16 protein-coding genes are annotated in these 15,188 nt (G+C 66.4%); 13 read left to right on the forward strand and 3 right to left on the reverse strand.

Annotation, left to right across the window (positions count from 1 at the left end; genetic code table 11):
* The first annotated feature begins 21 nt into the window (after window positions 1-21).
* From ACSC1W_RS13030 to ACSC1W_RS13065, 8 genes are all read left to right on the forward strand, one after another.
* On the forward strand, window positions 22-678 hold the full coding sequence (locus tag ACSC1W_RS13030) for a DUF502 domain-containing protein (RefSeq protein WP_435347941.1): 657 nt from the start codon (window positions 22-24) through the stop codon (window positions 676-678).
* 53 nt (window positions 679-731) lie between these two features.
* A complete protein-coding gene (locus tag ACSC1W_RS13035; RefSeq protein WP_435347943.1) occupies window positions 732-2,201 on the forward strand; it encodes an aldehyde dehydrogenase family protein in 1,470 nt (489 codons plus the stop codon).
* A gap of 48 nt (window positions 2,202-2,249) precedes the next feature.
* On the forward strand, window positions 2,250-2,999 hold the full coding sequence (locus ACSC1W_RS13040; protein WP_435347945.1) for an SDR family NAD(P)-dependent oxidoreductase: 750 nt from the start codon (window positions 2,250-2,252) through the stop codon (window positions 2,997-2,999).
* 149 nt (window positions 3,000-3,148) lie between these two features.
* Window positions 3,149-4,480 (forward strand): ABC transporter substrate-binding protein, encoded by a 1,332-nt coding sequence (locus ACSC1W_RS13045; protein ID WP_435347947.1) that lies wholly within the window; start codon window positions 3,149-3,151, stop codon window positions 4,478-4,480.
* 21 nt (window positions 4,481-4,501) lie between these two features.
* A complete protein-coding gene (locus ACSC1W_RS13050) occupies window positions 4,502-5,380 on the forward strand; it encodes a branched-chain amino acid ABC transporter permease (protein ID WP_435347949.1) in 879 nt (292 codons plus the stop codon).
* Entirely contained in the window at window positions 5,380-6,423 is a 1,044-nt protein-coding gene (locus ACSC1W_RS13055) for a branched-chain amino acid ABC transporter permease (protein ID WP_435347951.1), read from the forward strand. The genes ACSC1W_RS13050 and ACSC1W_RS13055 overlap by 1 nt, the downstream gene beginning before the upstream one ends.
* 3 nt (window positions 6,424-6,426) lie before the next feature.
* On the forward strand, window positions 6,427-7,242 hold the full coding sequence (locus ACSC1W_RS13060) for an ABC transporter ATP-binding protein (protein ID WP_435347954.1): 816 nt from the start codon (window positions 6,427-6,429) through the stop codon (window positions 7,240-7,242).
* Entirely contained in the window at window positions 7,239-7,973 is a 735-nt protein-coding gene (locus ACSC1W_RS13065) for an ABC transporter ATP-binding protein (RefSeq protein WP_435347956.1), read from the forward strand. Before ACSC1W_RS13060 ends, ACSC1W_RS13065 begins: the two co-directional genes overlap by 4 nt.
* Before the next feature lie 13 nt (window positions 7,974-7,986).
* Here the strand turns inward: ACSC1W_RS13065 and ACSC1W_RS13070 are convergent, their stop codons facing one another.
* The 3 genes from ACSC1W_RS13070 to ACSC1W_RS13080 all read right to left on the reverse strand — a co-directional run bounded on the left by ACSC1W_RS13070 (window position 7,987) and on the right by ACSC1W_RS13080 (window position 10,432).
* On the reverse strand, window positions 7,987-8,922 hold the full coding sequence (locus tag ACSC1W_RS13070) for a branched-chain amino acid transaminase (RefSeq protein ID WP_435347957.1): 936 nt from the start codon (window positions 8,920-8,922) through the stop codon (window positions 7,987-7,989).
* Window positions 8,923-9,057: 135 nt separating this feature from the next.
* Window positions 9,058-9,744 carry a 3,4-dihydroxy-2-butanone-4-phosphate synthase gene (gene ribB / locus ACSC1W_RS13075; RefSeq protein WP_435347959.1) on the reverse strand — a complete coding sequence of 229 codons (687 nt, stop codon included), beginning with the start codon at window positions 9,742-9,744 and terminating at the stop codon, window positions 9,058-9,060.
* Window positions 9,728-10,432 carry a DUF120 domain-containing protein gene (locus tag ACSC1W_RS13080; RefSeq protein WP_435347961.1) on the reverse strand — a complete coding sequence of 235 codons (705 nt, stop codon included), beginning with the start codon at window positions 10,430-10,432 and terminating at the stop codon, window positions 9,728-9,730. The genes ribB and ACSC1W_RS13080 overlap by 17 nt, the downstream gene beginning before the upstream one ends.
* A 344-nt stretch (window positions 10,433-10,776) precedes the next feature.
* On the opposite strand from ACSC1W_RS13080, the gene ACSC1W_RS13085 reads away from it, so the two are divergent.
* From ACSC1W_RS13085 to ACSC1W_RS13105, 5 genes are all read left to right on the forward strand, one after another.
* A complete protein-coding gene (locus tag ACSC1W_RS13085) occupies window positions 10,777-11,490 on the forward strand; it encodes a hypothetical protein (RefSeq protein WP_435347963.1) in 714 nt (237 codons plus the stop codon).
* Window positions 11,491-11,522: 32 nt separating this feature from the next.
* Window positions 11,523-12,512 (forward strand): outer membrane protein assembly factor BamB family protein, encoded by a 990-nt coding sequence (locus ACSC1W_RS13090; protein WP_435347965.1) that lies wholly within the window; start codon window positions 11,523-11,525, stop codon window positions 12,510-12,512.
* The gene (locus ACSC1W_RS13095; protein WP_435347967.1) at window positions 12,499-12,687 is read left to right on the forward strand and encodes a hypothetical protein; all 189 of its coding nucleotides are present in this window, start codon (window positions 12,499-12,501) and stop codon (window positions 12,685-12,687) included. The genes ACSC1W_RS13090 and ACSC1W_RS13095 overlap by 14 nt, the downstream gene beginning before the upstream one ends.
* A gap of 236 nt (window positions 12,688-12,923) precedes the next feature.
* Window positions 12,924-13,952 (forward strand): 4-demethylwyosine synthase TYW1, encoded by a 1,029-nt coding sequence (gene twy1, locus ACSC1W_RS13100; protein ID WP_435347968.1) that lies wholly within the window; start codon window positions 12,924-12,926, stop codon window positions 13,950-13,952.
* 192 nt (window positions 13,953-14,144) lie between these two features.
* The gene (locus tag ACSC1W_RS13105) at window positions 14,145-15,173 is read left to right on the forward strand and encodes a DUF7544 domain-containing protein (RefSeq protein ID WP_435347970.1); all 1,029 of its coding nucleotides are present in this window, start codon (window positions 14,145-14,147) and stop codon (window positions 15,171-15,173) included.
* Window positions 15,174-15,188 lie beyond the last annotated feature (15 nt).

Genomic DNA, 15,188 nt, shown 5'->3' on the forward strand with positions numbered 1-15,188 from the left:
GGCCAGATAAACCCTGCATAGATGTCCTCGTGGAAACGGGACTTCGCGTCCGGCCTCATCGTCGTCCTGCCCGTCCTCGTCAGTGCGTACGTCATCGCGTGGCTGTACACCCTCATCTCGGCCATCACGCCCGAGCAGGTCATCGAGGTGAGCCTGCTGACCGACTTCAGCGTCCCCAGCGACGTCGCGAACACGCTCGTCGACCCCCTGCGCGTTCTCGCCGTCATCGCGGTGTTCGTCGTCTTCGTCTTCTCGGTCGGGTACCTGATGCGGACCGCGGCCGGCAACCTCTTCGAGGGCGTCATCGACGACATGGCCAACCGCGTCCCCGGCCTCCGCGTCGTCTACAACGCCTCGAAGATGGCCGCCGAGACAGCCCTCGGGGGGACCGAGTCGCTCCAGACGCCGGTCAGCGTCGAACCCTGGCAGGGGATGCGGATGACGGCGTTCAAGACCGGGAAGACGACCCCGGACGGACGCGAGGTCGTCTTCCTCCCGACGGCCCCGAACATCACCACCGGGTTCGTCATCGAGGTCGACCCGGACGACATCGAGGAGACCGACGAACGCGTCGAGGACGCACTGACGCGCATCCTCTCGGCCGGGTTCGGCGACTCGGACCGGATGGGCGGGACGAGCGTCGAGGACCTGGTCGAGGTCGAAGACGTCGACAGGTAGCGCTGGTCGTCCCAACTGCGGGTATCAAGTACGCGGGCGCAGTACCGTTTCCCATGGAAACAGTTCGCTCGACCGAACGGTACGACCTGCTCGTCGGCGGAGAGCACGTCCCGCCGACGGACGGGACCTACGTCGAGACAGTCGACCCGGCGACGGGCGACCCGGTCGCCGAGGTCGCGGTCGCCGGCGAATCGGACGTCGACCGTGCGGTCGGGGCGGCGAGGGAGGCGTTCCCCGACTGGCGCGACACGGACCCGGCCGTCCGTGGCCGGACGCTCTTCCGGGTCGCCGAACGCATCCGCGACCACGCCGACGAGCTCGCGGCGATAGAGACGCGTGACCAGGGCAAGCCCCTCTCGCAGGCCCGCTCCGACGTGCTGAGTGCGGCACGCTACTTCGAGTACTACGCCGGCGCCGCCGACAAACTGGAGGGGACGAGCGTCCCCGTGGGCACGGGACAGGTCGATTTCACCGTACGCGAGCCGTACGGCGTCTCCGCCCAGATAACGCCCTGGAACTTCCCCGGCAACCTGTTCGCCCGCGGCGTCGCCCCGGCGCTGGCCGCGGGGAACACGGCGGTCGTCAAACCGGCACCGACGACGCCGCTGTCGAGCTACCGGCTCGCCGAGCTCTGCGTCGACGCGGGCGTCCCCGCGTCGGCGGTCAACGTCGTCTCCGGCGGCGGCGAGACCGGCGCGGCGCTGACGGGCCACGAGGGGGTCGACACGATAACGTTCACCGGGAGCGTCGCCACCGGACAGCGGGTGATGCAGGCGGCCGCGGAACGGGTCACCCCGGTCACGCTCGAACTCGGCGGGAAGAACCCGGCCATCGTCTACCCCGACGCGGACCTCGACGAGGCGGTCGCGTGGATCGACCGCGGCATCTTCACGAACGCCGGCCAGGTCTGCTCGGCGGCGGACCGCGCCATCGTCCACGAGGACCGCTACGAGGCGTTCGTCGAGCGCATCGTCGAGCGCGCGGAGTCGTACGAACTCGGCCCCGGGGAGGCGGACCCCGACATGGGACCGCTGAACAGCGAGGAGCACTTCGAGCGGGTGCTCGACTACGTCGAGGTCGGCGTCACGGAGGGCGCGACGGTCGCGACCGGCGGCGAGGCGCTCGAACGCGACGGCTACTTCGTCGAACCGACCGTGCTCACGGACGTCGACAACGGCATGCGGGTCGCCCAGGAGGAGATATTCGGCCCGGTGCTGACCGTCATCCCCTACGGCGACGACGAGGACCCCGTCGCGCTCGGCAACGACGTGGCGTACGGGCTCGTGGCTGGCGTGTTCACCGACGACGTACGCCGTGCCCACCGCGCGGCCCAGCGACTCGAGGCCGGGAACGTCTACGTGAACAAGTGGTTCGGCGACACGAACCAGACGCCGTTCGGCGGGTACAAGCAGTCCGGCATCGGCCGGGAGAAGGGTCTCGAGGCGCTCGACTCCTACCTGCAGACCAAGAACGTCGCCGTCAACCTGGAGTCCGGGAGCGGCGGCGACCTCCCCGGTGCCTGAGTTCGGGGGACCCGGACGCTTTTGTCGTCGCTTCGTCTCTGTCGTCCCATGACACTCGAAGACAGGACGGCCGTCGTCACCGGCGCGGGATCTGGGATGGGGCGGGCGACCGCGGAGCTGTTCGCCGAGCGCGGCGCGTCGGTCGTCGTCGTCGACCTCGACGGGGAGCGCGCGACGGAGACGGTCGACCGAATCGTCGCCGGCGGCGGCGAGGCCGAGGCCGTCGTCGCCGACGTCTCCGACCCCGAGGACGTGCGGGCGTTCGTCGACCGGGCCGTCGAGACGTACGGCCACCTCGACGTGCTCCACAACAACGCCGGCATCCCCCAGCAGTCGACGCCGGTCGAGGACGTGACCGAGGAGACGTGGGACCGGGTCCAGGACGTGAACCTGAAGAGCGCGTTCCTCGGCGCGAAGTACGCCGTCCCGCACCTGCGGGATGCGGACGACGGCGTCATCCTGAACACCGCCTCCACGTCGGGTATCCGGCCCCGGACCGGCCTGTCGGCCTACGCCGCGTCGAAGGGCGGGATGATCACCCTCACGAAGCAGCTGGCACACGAACTCGCAGGGGACGACATCCGGGTCAACGCCATCTGTCCGGTCGCGACCGACACGGCGATGCTCCCGGAGTTCGCGGGCAACGAACTCTCCGTCGAGGGGATGGCCGAGACGATTCCCCTCGGTCGACTCGCCGAGCCGGACGACATCGCCCAGGCGGCTGCGTTCCTGGCCTCGGACGAGGCGTCGATGATAACCGGCACCGCCCTCGAGGTCGACGGCGGCCGAGACATCTGAGGCTCGTCGGGCGGGAACCGTGCCGCCATCGATGCTGGCGGACCGGCGAGACCCGCCCGGAAGACCGTGACGGCCCCCGTGAGACACACTAGAGGCGAGTTTCCCCCCTCTGCAAACGGTTATATAATGGAGAAGGGTGATGTGTGTGCATGGATATCGAGAGACGGCGACTACTCAGGCACACGGGTGGGCTGGCCGGGCTAACCGCACTGGCCGGCTGCCTGGGCGGAGACGACTCGGGGAACGAGACCACGGCCCCGGACGACGGGGGCGACGACACCGATTCGGGCGGTGGCGGTGGGGGCGGCGACGACATCCGTATCGGCGTGTTGCTGCCGTTCTCCGGCGACTACGCCTGGGTCGGGGCCAACGTCCTGCCCGTCGTGGAGATGGTCGTCGAGGAGATAAACGACCAGGGTGGCATCGACGGCCGACAGCTGAGTATCGTCCAGGGCGACACCGAGGCGTCGCCGGATGCGTCCGTCTCGGCGACGAACCGCCTCGTCAACGTCGAGAACGTCCAGGCGGTCGTCGGCCCGACGAGCATCACGATGTCGGCGGTCATCGACACGCTGACCGAGAACGAAGTGCCGATCGTCACGCCGACCGCGGGCACGACCTCGCTCGACGACCGCGGCGGCGAGTACGTCTTCCGGACGGTCTCCTCGGACTCGCTCGGCGGCCGGGCCATCTCGCGGGCGGCCCGCGACGAGCAGTACAACTCGATTCAGGACTACGAGCGCATGGCGCTCATGGTCGGCAACCAGGAGGTGTTCCAGTCGTTCAAGGAGCCGATACAGTCCTCGTTCGAGGAGTTCGGCGGGACCATCACCACGGCGATGGACATCCGAACCGGCAAGGCCTCCTACACCTCGGAGGTCCAGTCGATGATGGAGTCCGACCCCGAGATAACGGTCCTCGTCGCGTCCGTCGAGGACAGCATCAAGATAACCGAGGCCGGGTTCCAGGCCGGCTACGAGGGGAACTGGTTCGCGACCCAGGACCAGACCAACCAGGACTTCCTCTCACAGAGCGACACTCGCGTCACGAACGACATGCTCGGCCTCAACGCGGCGACGTACGAACCGGCCCAGGAGACCGGCCGGCTCCAGGAGTTCTTCGACGCCATCACCGAGTACGCCGGCTGGGACGAGGGCTCGCGCGTGTTCGCGACGAACACCTACGACGCGATGAACGTGCTGGGGCTCGCCATGGCCCAGGTCGCGGCCGACGGCGACGACCTCACCGGTTCGAGCATCGCGTCGGCCATCCCCACCGTCGCCCGTCCGCCGGACCAGACGGTCACCAGCTACACCGACGGTGCGGGGGCCATCGCCGACGGGACCGACGTGAACTACCAGGGACTGGTGGGGCCCATCGACTTCGACGACGACGGCGACATCGTCGCCCCCTTCTCTATCAAGCGGGCACAGGACGGCTCGTGGACGGAGGCGGGTCGGCTGCCGCCCGAGGCGCTCTGAGCCGTCTCCACCACCCCCAGCATGGTCTTCGACAATCTCATTCAGACGTTCGTATTCGGCCTCGTAGAGGGGAGCGTCATCGCCGTCGGCGCGGTCGGGCTGACGCTCTCGTACGGTGTCACGCGGTTCATCAACTTCGCGTACGGCGAGTTCCTCACCTACGGTGCGTACCTCACGGTGTTCGTCGCGGCCGGGCTGTTCGGGGCCTCGCTCCCGCTCCCGGTCGCCATCGTCGTCGCAGTCGTCCTCGTCGGGCTGCTCGGCGTGGCCGTCTCGAGGGTGTTCTTCGAGCCTATCTCCCATCGGGGGGCGCTCCCGCTGCTGATAACGTCCATCGGCGTCTCGTTCATCCTCCGGAACCTGCTGCAGGGGTGGGTGGGCGTCGACGCGCGCCAGCTCCCAATCCCCCTGCTGCGCAGGAAGGACTACTTCGGCGTCCAGCTGACCGACCTCGAGGTGGCCGTCCTCGTCGTCGGCGTGGTGACGATGCTGCTCGTCCACCTGCTGCTCCAGCGGACGATGCTGGGCAAGCGGATGCGCGCGACCAGCGGGAACCGGTCGCTGGCCGAGGTCGCCGGTATCGACACGCAGCGCGTCGTCCGGCAGACGTGGTTCATCTCGGCGGCGGCTGGCGCGCTCTCGGGCGTCCTCTACGCCGTCCTGTTCGCGCCGTTCCGCCCCGGCGTGGGCTTTGCGTATCTCATCGTCATCTTCGCGGCGACGCTGCTCGGTGGTATCGGCCGCCCCTACGGCGCGATGCTCGGGGCGTTCGTCATCGGCATCGCGATGAACTTCGGCTCGGCGTACCTCTCGGCGAACTACACCCGGGCGTACGCGTTCGTCATCCTGGTGGCCGTCCTCCTGCTCAGACCGGAGGGCATCAGGGGAGGTGAGTTCTGATGGCGCTACTGACCGGCTGGGCCGCGTTCCTCGTCACCGTGGCGACCATCGGCTGCATCTACGGCCTGTTGACGCTGGGGCTCAACGTCCACTACGGCTACACGGGCCTGTTGAACTTCGGCCACGTCGCCTTCTTCGCGGCGGGCGCGTACGCCTCGGCCATCGTGACGATGCCGCCGCCGTCGCAGGTGACGAACGCCAGCTACGAGATCTGGTTCAACCTCCCGATGCCGTACGCGTTCCCGGTGAGCCTCGCTGCCGCCGCCGTCGTCGGCGGGCTGCTCGCGTTCCTCATCGGACTGACGAGCGTCCGGCTCGGGACCCACTACCTCGCCATCGCGACGTTCGCCCTCGCGGGCGTGTTCAGTGACGTGCTCGTCAACGAGGCGTGGCTGACCAACGGCTCGTTCGGCATGAACGGGGTCCCGAAGCCGGGGCGGGCGGTGGTCTCGGCCGACGTCTGGCAACTGGCGTACCTCCTGTTCGCCGCCGGTAGCCTGGTCGTCGTCTACCTGCTCCTCGAACGCCTGATGGACGCGCCGTTCGGTCGGCTGCTGAAGGGCGTCCGCGAGAGCGAGGCCGCAGCGAAGACGCTCGGGAAGGACACGAACGTCGTCAAGCTGAAGTCGTTCGTCATCGGCGGCATGATCGCCGGCTTCGCCGGCGGCGTCTACGCCCACTATCTCGGGAGCGTCGTGACCGCGCAGTTCGTCCCGGCGGTGACGTTCACCGTCTACGCCGCGATGCTGCTCGGCGGGGCCGCCTCGAACACGGGGGCCGTCGTCGGCGCGTTCACCGTGGTCGCCTTCCAGGAGTCGACGCGTTTCATCACGACGGTGTACGACTGGGTCCAGTCGACGCTCCCGGATGCACTCAGCGGGGTGCTCCCCGCGCTGTTCGGGCCGCTCCCGAACAACCCGTCGTTCATCCCGAGCATGCGGTTCGTCTTCATCGGCGTCCTGTTCGTGCTCGTCATCAGGTACCAGCCCGAGGGGCTGTTCGGCGACCCCGCCGAGATACAGGCGCTGGGGGAGGAGGACTGAGCCATGAGCACGGACCAGCACTCGACGGCCGAGGACGTCCCGGCTGACGGCTCGACCGACCTCCTCGAGGTCGACGGCGTCGTGAAACGCTTCGGGGGCCTCGTCGCGAACGACGGCGTCTCGTTCGGCGTGGAGGAGGCCACCATCACCGGGCTCATCGGCCCGAACGGGGCCGGGAAGTCGACGCTGTTCGACTGCATCACCGGCGTCCACGCGCCCGACGAGGGGGCAGTCCGCCTCGACGGCAAGCCCATCCACGGGCGCTCCCCGACGGCGGTCGCGAAGCGGGGCGTCGGCCGGACGTTCCAGACCCCGAAGACGTTCCGCGGGATGACCGTCCGCGAGAACATGGCGTTCGCGGCCGCCGAGCAGACCGGCGAGCGCGCGCTCGACGCGCTGTTCAGACCCGAGACCATCCGCGAGGAGGAGGCCGACGTCCAGGCGACCGTCGACGAGACCCTCGAGTTCCTCGAACTCGACCACCTCGCCGACGAGTACGCTAGCAGCCTCTCCGGCGGCCAGCGCAAACTGCTCGAACTGGGACGGGTACTGATGATGGACCCGCGCATCATCCTGCTCGACGAACCGGTCGCCGGCGTCAACCCGTCGCTGACCGACGAGCTGCTCGCTCGGCTGGAGGAACTGAACGACCGTGGCCGGACCATCCTGTTCATCGAACACGACATGGACGTCGTGATGGAGCACTGCGACCGGGTCGTCGTGATGCACGACGGCCGGACGCTGGCGGTCGGGCCGCCCGCCATCGTCCAGGAGGACGAACGCGTCGTCGAGGCCTACCTCGGGGGGGTCGACAGATGAGCGACATCGAGGACGTCCGCCGGTTCGACGACGCGCTGTTCTCGGCACGCGGCATCGAGACCGGGTACGGCGACCTCCAGGTGCTCTACGGCGTCGACGTCGACGTGCGCGCCGACGAGGTCGTGTTGCTGTTCGGCCCCAACGGTGCCGGCAAGTCGACGCTGATGCGGGCGCTGTTCAAACAGCTCCCGCTCTGGGACGGCAGCATCGAGATGGACGGTCGGGACTTCTCGGGGCTCGACTCGAACGAGATGGTGCCCCAGGGCGTCGCCTACGTCCCACAGACGGCCAACGTGTTCCCGAACCTGACCGTCTCCGAGAACCTCGACATCGGGTCGATACACGCCGACGCTCCGGCCGAGCGCCGCGAGGCGATGTACGAACTCTTCCCGCGCCTGGAGGAGCGGCGAGACCAGGACGCGTCCACCCTCTCCGGTGGCGAACGCCAGATGCTCGCGATGGCCCGGGCGCTGGTCCCCGACCCGGACCTGCTGCTGGTCGACGAGCCCTCCGCAGGGCTCGCACCGAAGCTCATCAGCAGGGCGTTCGAACACGTCGACCGTATCCGCGAGGCCGGCACGGCCGTGCTGATGGTCGAGCAGAACGTGCTGGCCGCACTCGAAGTTGCCGACCGCGCGTACGCCCTCGACATGGGCGAGAACCGGTTCGAGGCGGACGCCGACACCATCAGGGACTCCGAACTCGTCCGCGAACTCTACCTCGGGAACTGAGCCGCCTGTCGGCTCAGACCTCGACGTACTCGAACCACTCGTCGTGGTCGTCGGTCCGCCGGTTGACCACGTCGAAGAAGCGCTGCTGTATCTCCTCGGTCACCGGACCGCGCGAGCCGTCACCGATCTCGACGTTGTCGACCTGCCGGATGGGCGTGACCTCGGCCGCAGAGCCGGTGAAGAACAGTTCGTCGGCGGTGTTGAGTTCGCCCCGCGAGATGGTCGCCTCGTCGTGGACGGTGTAGCCCATCTCCCGGGCGAGCGTGATGACGGTGTCGCGGGTGATGCCGTCGAGGATGCTCTCGGCCAGCCCGGGCGTGTATATCTCGTCGTCGCGGACGAGGAAGATGTTCTCGCCGGGGCCCTCGGCGACGTTGCCCTCCTTGTTGAGGACGATGGCCTCGCGGAAGCCGTTGCGGCGGGCCTCCTCGCCGGCGAGCAGGCTGTTGACGTACAGGCCCGTCGTCTTCGCGTTGGTCGGAATCTGGCTGGAGGCGTGCTTGCGCCACGAGGAAATCTTCACCTTGATGCCGTTCTCCAGGGCGTCCTCGCCGAGGTAGGTTCCCCACGGCCAGCAGGCGATGGTGGTCCGGGTCGGGCAGTCCCCCGGCGAGACGCCGAGGCTCTTGTAGCCGTAGTAGACCAGCGGCCGGATGTAACACGACGCGAGGTCCTGTTCGCGGATGAGCGTCTTGGTGGCCTCCGTGAGTTCCGCCGGTTCGTGGTCTATCTCCATCTCGTAGGGCTTGCAGGAGTCGTAGAGCCGTTCGAGGTGTTCTTCCCAGCGGAACATCGCCGGGCCCTGCTCGGTGTCGTAACATCGCGCGCCCTCGAAGACGCCCGTCCCGTAGTGGAGTCCGTGGGTGAGCACGTGGACCTGTGCGTCCTCCCAGTCGACGTATTCCCCGTCCATCCAGATCGTGTCGACGTCCATCTCGTCGAAGCTCATACCGGTGGCAATGCTTGCGACCCATTTAGATGTAGGCGGTTTGCGTCCGCGGTCCAGACCGCCGCACTGGCCGGGTCAAAACGGTGGAATCGTCGTGTCGATGCCGTCGCAGCGCGTTCGACGGCGACGGGAGACTCAGCCGAGACGCGCGACGAGGTCCGCCCCCTCGACGTACGGGATGTCCTCGCGGGCGGCGTAGGCGCGGGCGTCGGCGGGCGAGAGCGCGCCGGCGGTGTCGTCGTCGAGCATCTCGCAGACGACGACGGCCGGGGGAACCTCGGCCGCCTCGGCGAGGGCGATGCCGAGTTCGGTGTGGCCGAGTCGCTGGTCGAGCAGGCCCGGGGCGGCCCGGAGCAGGTGGACGTGGCCCGGCGCGCGGAACTCGTCGACGAACGGGAACGACTCGGGGTCGGCGGCGGCCTCGGCGAGTTTCGTGATGGTGAGCGCGCGGTCGTCGTCGGGGATGCCGGTGAACGTCTCCCGGTGGTTGACCGTCAGCGAGAACGACGACCGTTCGTCGTACGCCAGGTCGTGGTCGGACGCGAGCGGATGGTCGAGTGTCTCCTGCATGAACGGCAGGTCGAACGTGTCGGCGACGTCGTCGGGGAGGGCGACGCAGACCAGCCCACCGGCGTCGTTGCGCATCCGCGTCACGGCCGCTGGCGTGACGCCGTGGGCCGGGTAGACGAGGTCGGTCTCGCCCTCGCGGTCGGCGGCGTCGTGGATGCAGACGGGGTGGCCGGCCTCGAACGCGGCGATGGCGCGGTCGACCGCCGCGTCGGCGTGGTGCTGGTGTGCGGTCACGTCACTGCTCCCGGACACTGATGGTCACCTCGTCGCCGTCGGTCAGGTCGAGCGCGTCACGGAGCTTCTCCGGGGCGATGACCTCCAGCTGGTCCTCGTCGTGGTGGGTCCGCTCCGGTGCGATGGTGTGGGCGTCCTCGTAGGTCCTGCCGTCGGCCGTATCGACGGTCGCAGGGTAACAGACCGCCGGGCCGTAGGTCCGGTCCTCGTCCTCCCAGCCGTCGATGTGGACCGGTTCGATGGCGCTCATGGCGGTGCGTCGTCGGACGCTGTCGGCCGTCAGTTCGACGTTGAGCGTGCCGAGGAACGGCTCGTAGCCGAGTCTCTCCTCGAACTGCTCCATGTAGCCCGGCAGGGAGATGTAGTGTCGTCCCTCGCCCATCCCGCTGGTGACGGTGCCGGTGAGGTCGACGCTGGTCTCGCCCTCGAAGATTCGCCGGTAGTCCTCGTACTCGGCGCGGAGGGCGCGCTCGCCGGCTTCGGTGAGCGCCACCCACTGGCCGTCGCTGACGGTCTCCCGGGTGACGTAGCCGGCGTCTTCGAGTCGCTGGAGTCGCCGCGAGGCAGTCTGGTTGGAGGCGTCCAGGCGCGCCGCCAGCCCGGAACAGGACACCTTGACCTCGCCGTCGGTCGCACCGTCTAGCGCGAGCAACTTCGCGACGGCGAGTTCGTCGTGTCCGACCGCGTACGACGCTGTCTCTGACATACCAGAGACTTCGGACGCCCCCGGGATAAGCATACCGGATGAGGGATGCGTTCCAGAAATGAGATGGTTCGTCGGGAGTGTGCGACGAGGCGCGAAGCGCGGGAGTAGTTCGGACTTCGTCCGCGTCGACTAAAGCCCATCGCTTGGCGAACGGGTCCGGGGGCGAACACTCCCGCGACGTCGCCGTCAGTAGTCGACGAGGGGGTCGCGCTCCCAGAACTCGCTCTGCTTGTTCAACTCCGGGACCCACGTGTCGGCGTCGCGAGCGAGTTGGGGGCTTCGGACATTTAAAAAATATTGTGCATTCTGGTGTTTCCCCGGTTCAGGACCAGCGCGACAATAGAGTGACTGCCGCAGACTCCCTCCACAAATCAGCCGATTCAAATTTGAATCGATTGGAAGGATCTGTCTCTACTTCTGTACAAACATACTCGTCCGAATGGGAAGACTGGTTTGAGATTGGCGATTCGTATGGCATGGTGTTTCCTGACTCAGGAAATGGAAACGCACATGGATTCCATGTGGAATTTAGACAAAGCAATCAAGAACCGACCCATTACGCCACCCACTCCGAAAGCCGTATGGACCCGGGGTCGAACAGCCACGGTAATACCTGGCTGAGCGATAAAGTTGAACAGAAACACGAGTGGACAACTGATGATCCGGTCCACGCCGATATGAGAGATACTGAACCAATGAGCGATGTCGGAACTGGCACTACCTCTATGGGTCTCACACTCGGCGGGTCTGACATCGTTACGATTGGTCTATCCTCAGACGTCACTAATTCAAATCTAGAGGTGTCAAACAATAGCTCTCCGGATATATATGACTATCACAAGATTACTATGGATCATCAGAGTACAGATATCTCCACTGACTACACACAGCTAAACTCTTCAAGCTTAGCAATTTTGGACCACGACTTCGCCCAGCATCCTAAGGAGAGTGTTGACGTCACGCTTGATGGGTACTTCTTTGACCCCTACATCCCTTGGGACGTAAAGCACGAAGAACTCTCTGCTTCATTTAGATACAACATTTACGGGGAATTATAGCCACTACAATTGTCCTCACAAAATACTAAATAATGTCTATCGATAGGCGGGAAATAATTGCGACGATCGCTTCGGGAGCTCTAGCTGGATGTTCGGCACTTTCATCCCGCAACTCTTCGGGAAACACCCGTTCGTACCGTCCATGCAACCGGTCAGACGGATGGCGGAGCTTTCAGAACGGGTCTCGTAATTCGGGTCGTACCGAGAGGGCCCCCGCCTTTCGAGACGCACCCCAGACCGACGTGGTCCATTCGGGCATCGCTGAAAGGACATCTCCGGTACTCGATGGGGAGCTTTGCTACGTGAACGAAGGTGGTAGCGTTACCGCACTCGACCGCCAGACGAACGAGGTGGTCTGGAACGTATCGTACGAGGGACCGGGATCGACCTCACCAGTCGTTCACTGTAACCAACTGCTCGTGCAGACGGGCAACGAATTCATCGCGTACGATTCGCGGACCGGGGCTGAATCGTGGAGAACAGACCTCGGCCACGGGGCTGCGCTCGCCAACGTCACTACGTCGGGCGATACCATCTTCGTGTGTGGCTCCACCGAGGTGCAAGCACTTGCCCCCGACGGAACCGTCCACTGGACTAACGAGACGGAAACTCTTCTCAATGGGGTCGCCGTGCGTGACGAGACGGTCGTGGTCTGCGGATACGTGGAAGATGGCGACGGGTTGGTCCGAGCGCTAGATAGAACGACTGGGGACCAACTCTGGACGCGGAGTGGAATCCGGTCCTATGCACCTCCATCGGTCGGTGGCGGAACGGTGTACCTGACGGGTGCTGGAGGCGACGTGACGGCACTCGACCTCGACTCGGGCGAAACGACCTGGCGAACCCGAACGGGAGGGTCGAACATGTACGCGACACCTGCCTTCGAACCGAACGACGGCCGAGTCGTCGTTCCAACCGGTGCGACGGGACAGATCCTCGCGCTCGACGCTGCGGATGGGAGCGAAGTCTGGCGAACCGGCGTCTCACGACACGCCGGTGTCGACAGTGGTGTTGACGGATAGCGTCGTCTACGCCCTCGCGAACGGGTTGTACGGGCTCGCAACGAACGATGGCACGATCCACTGGGAACTACCGGAAATCGCACAGAACGGAGGTATGGCTCTCTCCGAAGACGCGCTCTGGATCAACTCTGCCGGGCATCTGGGCAAGGCAACCGCCAGCGACGACGCTGGCTGAACGACGGCGAGGTCGAACTCCGACTCGACCATCGACGAGAGGGAGATGGGGTGTCGCGTGTGACAGATCCCTGGCGTCGCACTGGACGTGCTGTCCCATCCGTGGAATCCGGTGCGCCCCACGGCGTCCTTCGGTGGCTGCAGTCGTCTCCAGTGTCGGCTGCATTCGAGACAGTCCGTGAGGGGCCAGGCGGAGAGAGGGAAGAACGTTTTATCCTCGCCGCCCATGTCTCGCCAATGAGCGAATCGGATTCCGTCGAGGAAACCCCGGCGAGCGATCGGAACAGGGAGAGTTCCGACGCTGGGCCGATGCAGGTAGACGACCCGAACTATCATAGCGTGAATCACACCGCAGCACAGACCTGCGGCTGGACGGCGAATGCTCTCACCGGAGACGGCCGCTGCTACAAGTACGCGTTCTATGGAATCGAGTCACATCGCTGTATGCAGATGACACCGGTCGTGAAGTGCAACGAGCGCTGCGTGTTCTGTTGGCGCGACCACGCGGGGCACGCGTACGAACTCGGGGACGTGGAGTGGGACGATCCGGCGGCGGTCGCGGACGCGAGCGTGGAACTCCAGCGGAAACTCCTCTCCGGATACGGGGGGAACGACGAGGTCCCACGTGAGGTGTTCGAGCAGGCGATGGAGCCGCGGCACGTCGCGATCAGTCTGGACGGTGAACCGACGCTGTACCCGTACTTGCCCGAGTTGATCGAGGAGTTCCACGAGCGCGACATCACGACGTTCCTCGTGAGCAACGGTACGAAACCGGAGGTTCTGGAGCGCTGTGAACCGACACAGCTCTACGTGAGCGTCGACGCACCCGAGCGCCACACGTTCGACTCGACGGTGAAGGCCGTGGACGACGACGCGTGGGAGCGCCTCGTCGACACGATGGACGTGCTCGCGGCGAAGGACGACACGCGGACGGTGCTGCGGACGACGCTCGTGAACGGCGAGAACATGCACAGCCCGGACTGGTACGCGGCGTTCTATCGGCGCGCGGACCCGGACTTCGTCGAACTGAAGGCGTACATGCACGTCGGGCACTCGCGCGGTCGTCTCGACCGGTCCGCGATGCCGGACCACGAGGACGTCGTCGCGTTCGCCGGGGACGTCATGGCGCACATGCCCGACCACGACCACCTCGCGGACGTCCCGCAGTCTCGCGTCGCGCTCATCGCGAGGGACGCGGACACGTGGGTCCCGAAGCTCCAGAAGGACAGCGAGTTCTGGACGAACGACCCGCTCGCCGACGTCTGACCGTTCCCATCGCGAGTCGTCCGCCTCGGAACGCGGTCAGCCCTCGTCGCGCTCGCCGTCGTCTACCTGTTTCGGGCCGTCGGACTCGCTCATTGGACGTACGAACAGGCCCCAGCCCTAAAGTATCCGTTCCTCCGGTCCGCGCACTCGTAACCACCACTTACCAATAGGCTGGAACTACGAACGTGACCCATGGCACTCCACGCACTGGAAGACATCGACGACGCCCTGGACGCGACGCGGAACCTCCTGACGCCGGTCGACCGGACGACCTGGGTCAAGCTCGCAGTCGTGGTGTTCTTCATCGGCCTCCCCGGCGTGAACGGTGGCTCGTCGGGGTACTCGTTCGGCGGCGGCGACGCGAACGGTGGCGCGCCACCGGGACAACCGCCCCTCGAACCGTCCGGGCAGACGTGGCTCGTCATCGGCGGCATCGTCCTCTTCCTGTTACTGCTCGCGCTCGCGTTCCTCCTCGTCGGCTCCATCATGGAGTTCGTCTTCGTCGAGTCGCTCAGGACCGAGGAGGTGTGGATCCGGAAGTACTGGAACTGGCACTGGCGACTCGGCGTCCGGCTCTTCGGATTCCGCCTCGTCCTCGGCGTCGTCACGTTCGGCAGCGCCCTGTTACTGGTCCTCCCGCTCCTGCTCGCCGGGTTCGGTGGCGGTCCGGTCGGCGGTGGACTGGCCGTCGGCGTCTTCGTCGTCCTCCTGCCGCTGTTCCTCGTCCTCACGCTCATCGTCGGCGTCGTCAGCGGCTTCACCACCGTCTTCGTCGTCCCGATAATGATACTCGAGGACGTGAACGTCCTCCCGGCGTGGCGGCAGCTCTGGGGCTCTATCAAGCGCGACTGGACCCAGTACCTCGCGTACGCCGTCGTCGGGTTCGTCCTCGCGCTCGTCGGGGGTATGCTCGTCGCACTCCTCACGGGCGTCGCCGCGCTCGTCCTGCTGATCCCGTTCGGCGTCCTCGCAGCCATCGGAGTCGGTCTCTTCCTCCTCTTCGAACCGCTCGGCGTCGCCGCCTTCGTCGTCCTCGCCATCCTCTTCGGACTGGCGGTCCTCGCCGTCGCCGCGCTGGTGCAGGTCCCGGTCCAGACGTACCTGCGCTACTACGCCCTGCTCGTCCTCGGCGACGTCGACTCCGAGTTCGACGTCATCCCACGACAGCGGGCGGCGATCCGGTCGGACGGCGACGACGAGAACGCCGACGCCGCCGTCTGACTTGGTCCGTCAAGC

This window comes from Haloarchaeobius marinus, from assembly GCF_051207415.1.
Classification (GTDB): domain Archaea; phylum Halobacteriota; class Halobacteria; order Halobacteriales; family Natrialbaceae; genus Haloarchaeobius.

What these genes read in the sequence shown, in the direction of transcription:
- ACSC1W_RS13035 (WP_435347943.1), top strand. Translation starts at nt 732, where the DNA reads ATGGAAACAGTTCGCTCGACCGAACGGTACGACCTGCTCGTCGGCGGA.
- twy1 (WP_435347968.1), top strand. Translation starts at nt 12,924, where the DNA reads ATGAGCGAATCGGATTCCGTCGAGGAAACCCCGGCGAGCGATCGGAAC.
- ACSC1W_RS13065 (WP_435347956.1), top strand. Translation starts at nt 7,239, where the DNA reads ATGAGCGACATCGAGGACGTCCGCCGGTTCGACGACGCGCTGTTCTCG.
- ACSC1W_RS13030 (WP_435347941.1), top strand. Translation starts at nt 22, where the DNA reads ATGTCCTCGTGGAAACGGGACTTCGCGTCCGGCCTCATCGTCGTCCTG.
- ACSC1W_RS13070 (WP_435347957.1), bottom strand. Translation starts at nt 8,922, where the DNA reads ATGAGCTTCGACGAGATGGACGTCGACACGATCTGGATGGACGGGGAA.
- ACSC1W_RS13045 (WP_435347947.1), top strand. Translation starts at nt 3,149, where the DNA reads ATGGATATCGAGAGACGGCGACTACTCAGGCACACGGGTGGGCTGGCC.
- ACSC1W_RS13090 (WP_435347965.1), top strand. Translation starts at nt 11,523, where the DNA reads ATGTCTATCGATAGGCGGGAAATAATTGCGACGATCGCTTCGGGAGCT.
- ACSC1W_RS13050 (WP_435347949.1), top strand. Translation starts at nt 4,502, where the DNA reads ATGGTCTTCGACAATCTCATTCAGACGTTCGTATTCGGCCTCGTAGAG.
- ACSC1W_RS13080 (WP_435347961.1), bottom strand. Translation starts at nt 10,432, where the DNA reads ATGTCAGAGACAGCGTCGTACGCGGTCGGACACGACGAACTCGCCGTC.
- ACSC1W_RS13040 (WP_435347945.1), top strand. Translation starts at nt 2,250, where the DNA reads ATGACACTCGAAGACAGGACGGCCGTCGTCACCGGCGCGGGATCTGGG.
- ACSC1W_RS13060 (WP_435347954.1), top strand. Translation starts at nt 6,427, where the DNA reads ATGAGCACGGACCAGCACTCGACGGCCGAGGACGTCCCGGCTGACGGC.
- ACSC1W_RS13105 (WP_435347970.1), top strand. Translation starts at nt 14,145, where the DNA reads ATGGCACTCCACGCACTGGAAGACATCGACGACGCCCTGGACGCGACG.
- ACSC1W_RS13055 (WP_435347951.1), top strand. Translation starts at nt 5,380, where the DNA reads ATGGCGCTACTGACCGGCTGGGCCGCGTTCCTCGTCACCGTGGCGACC.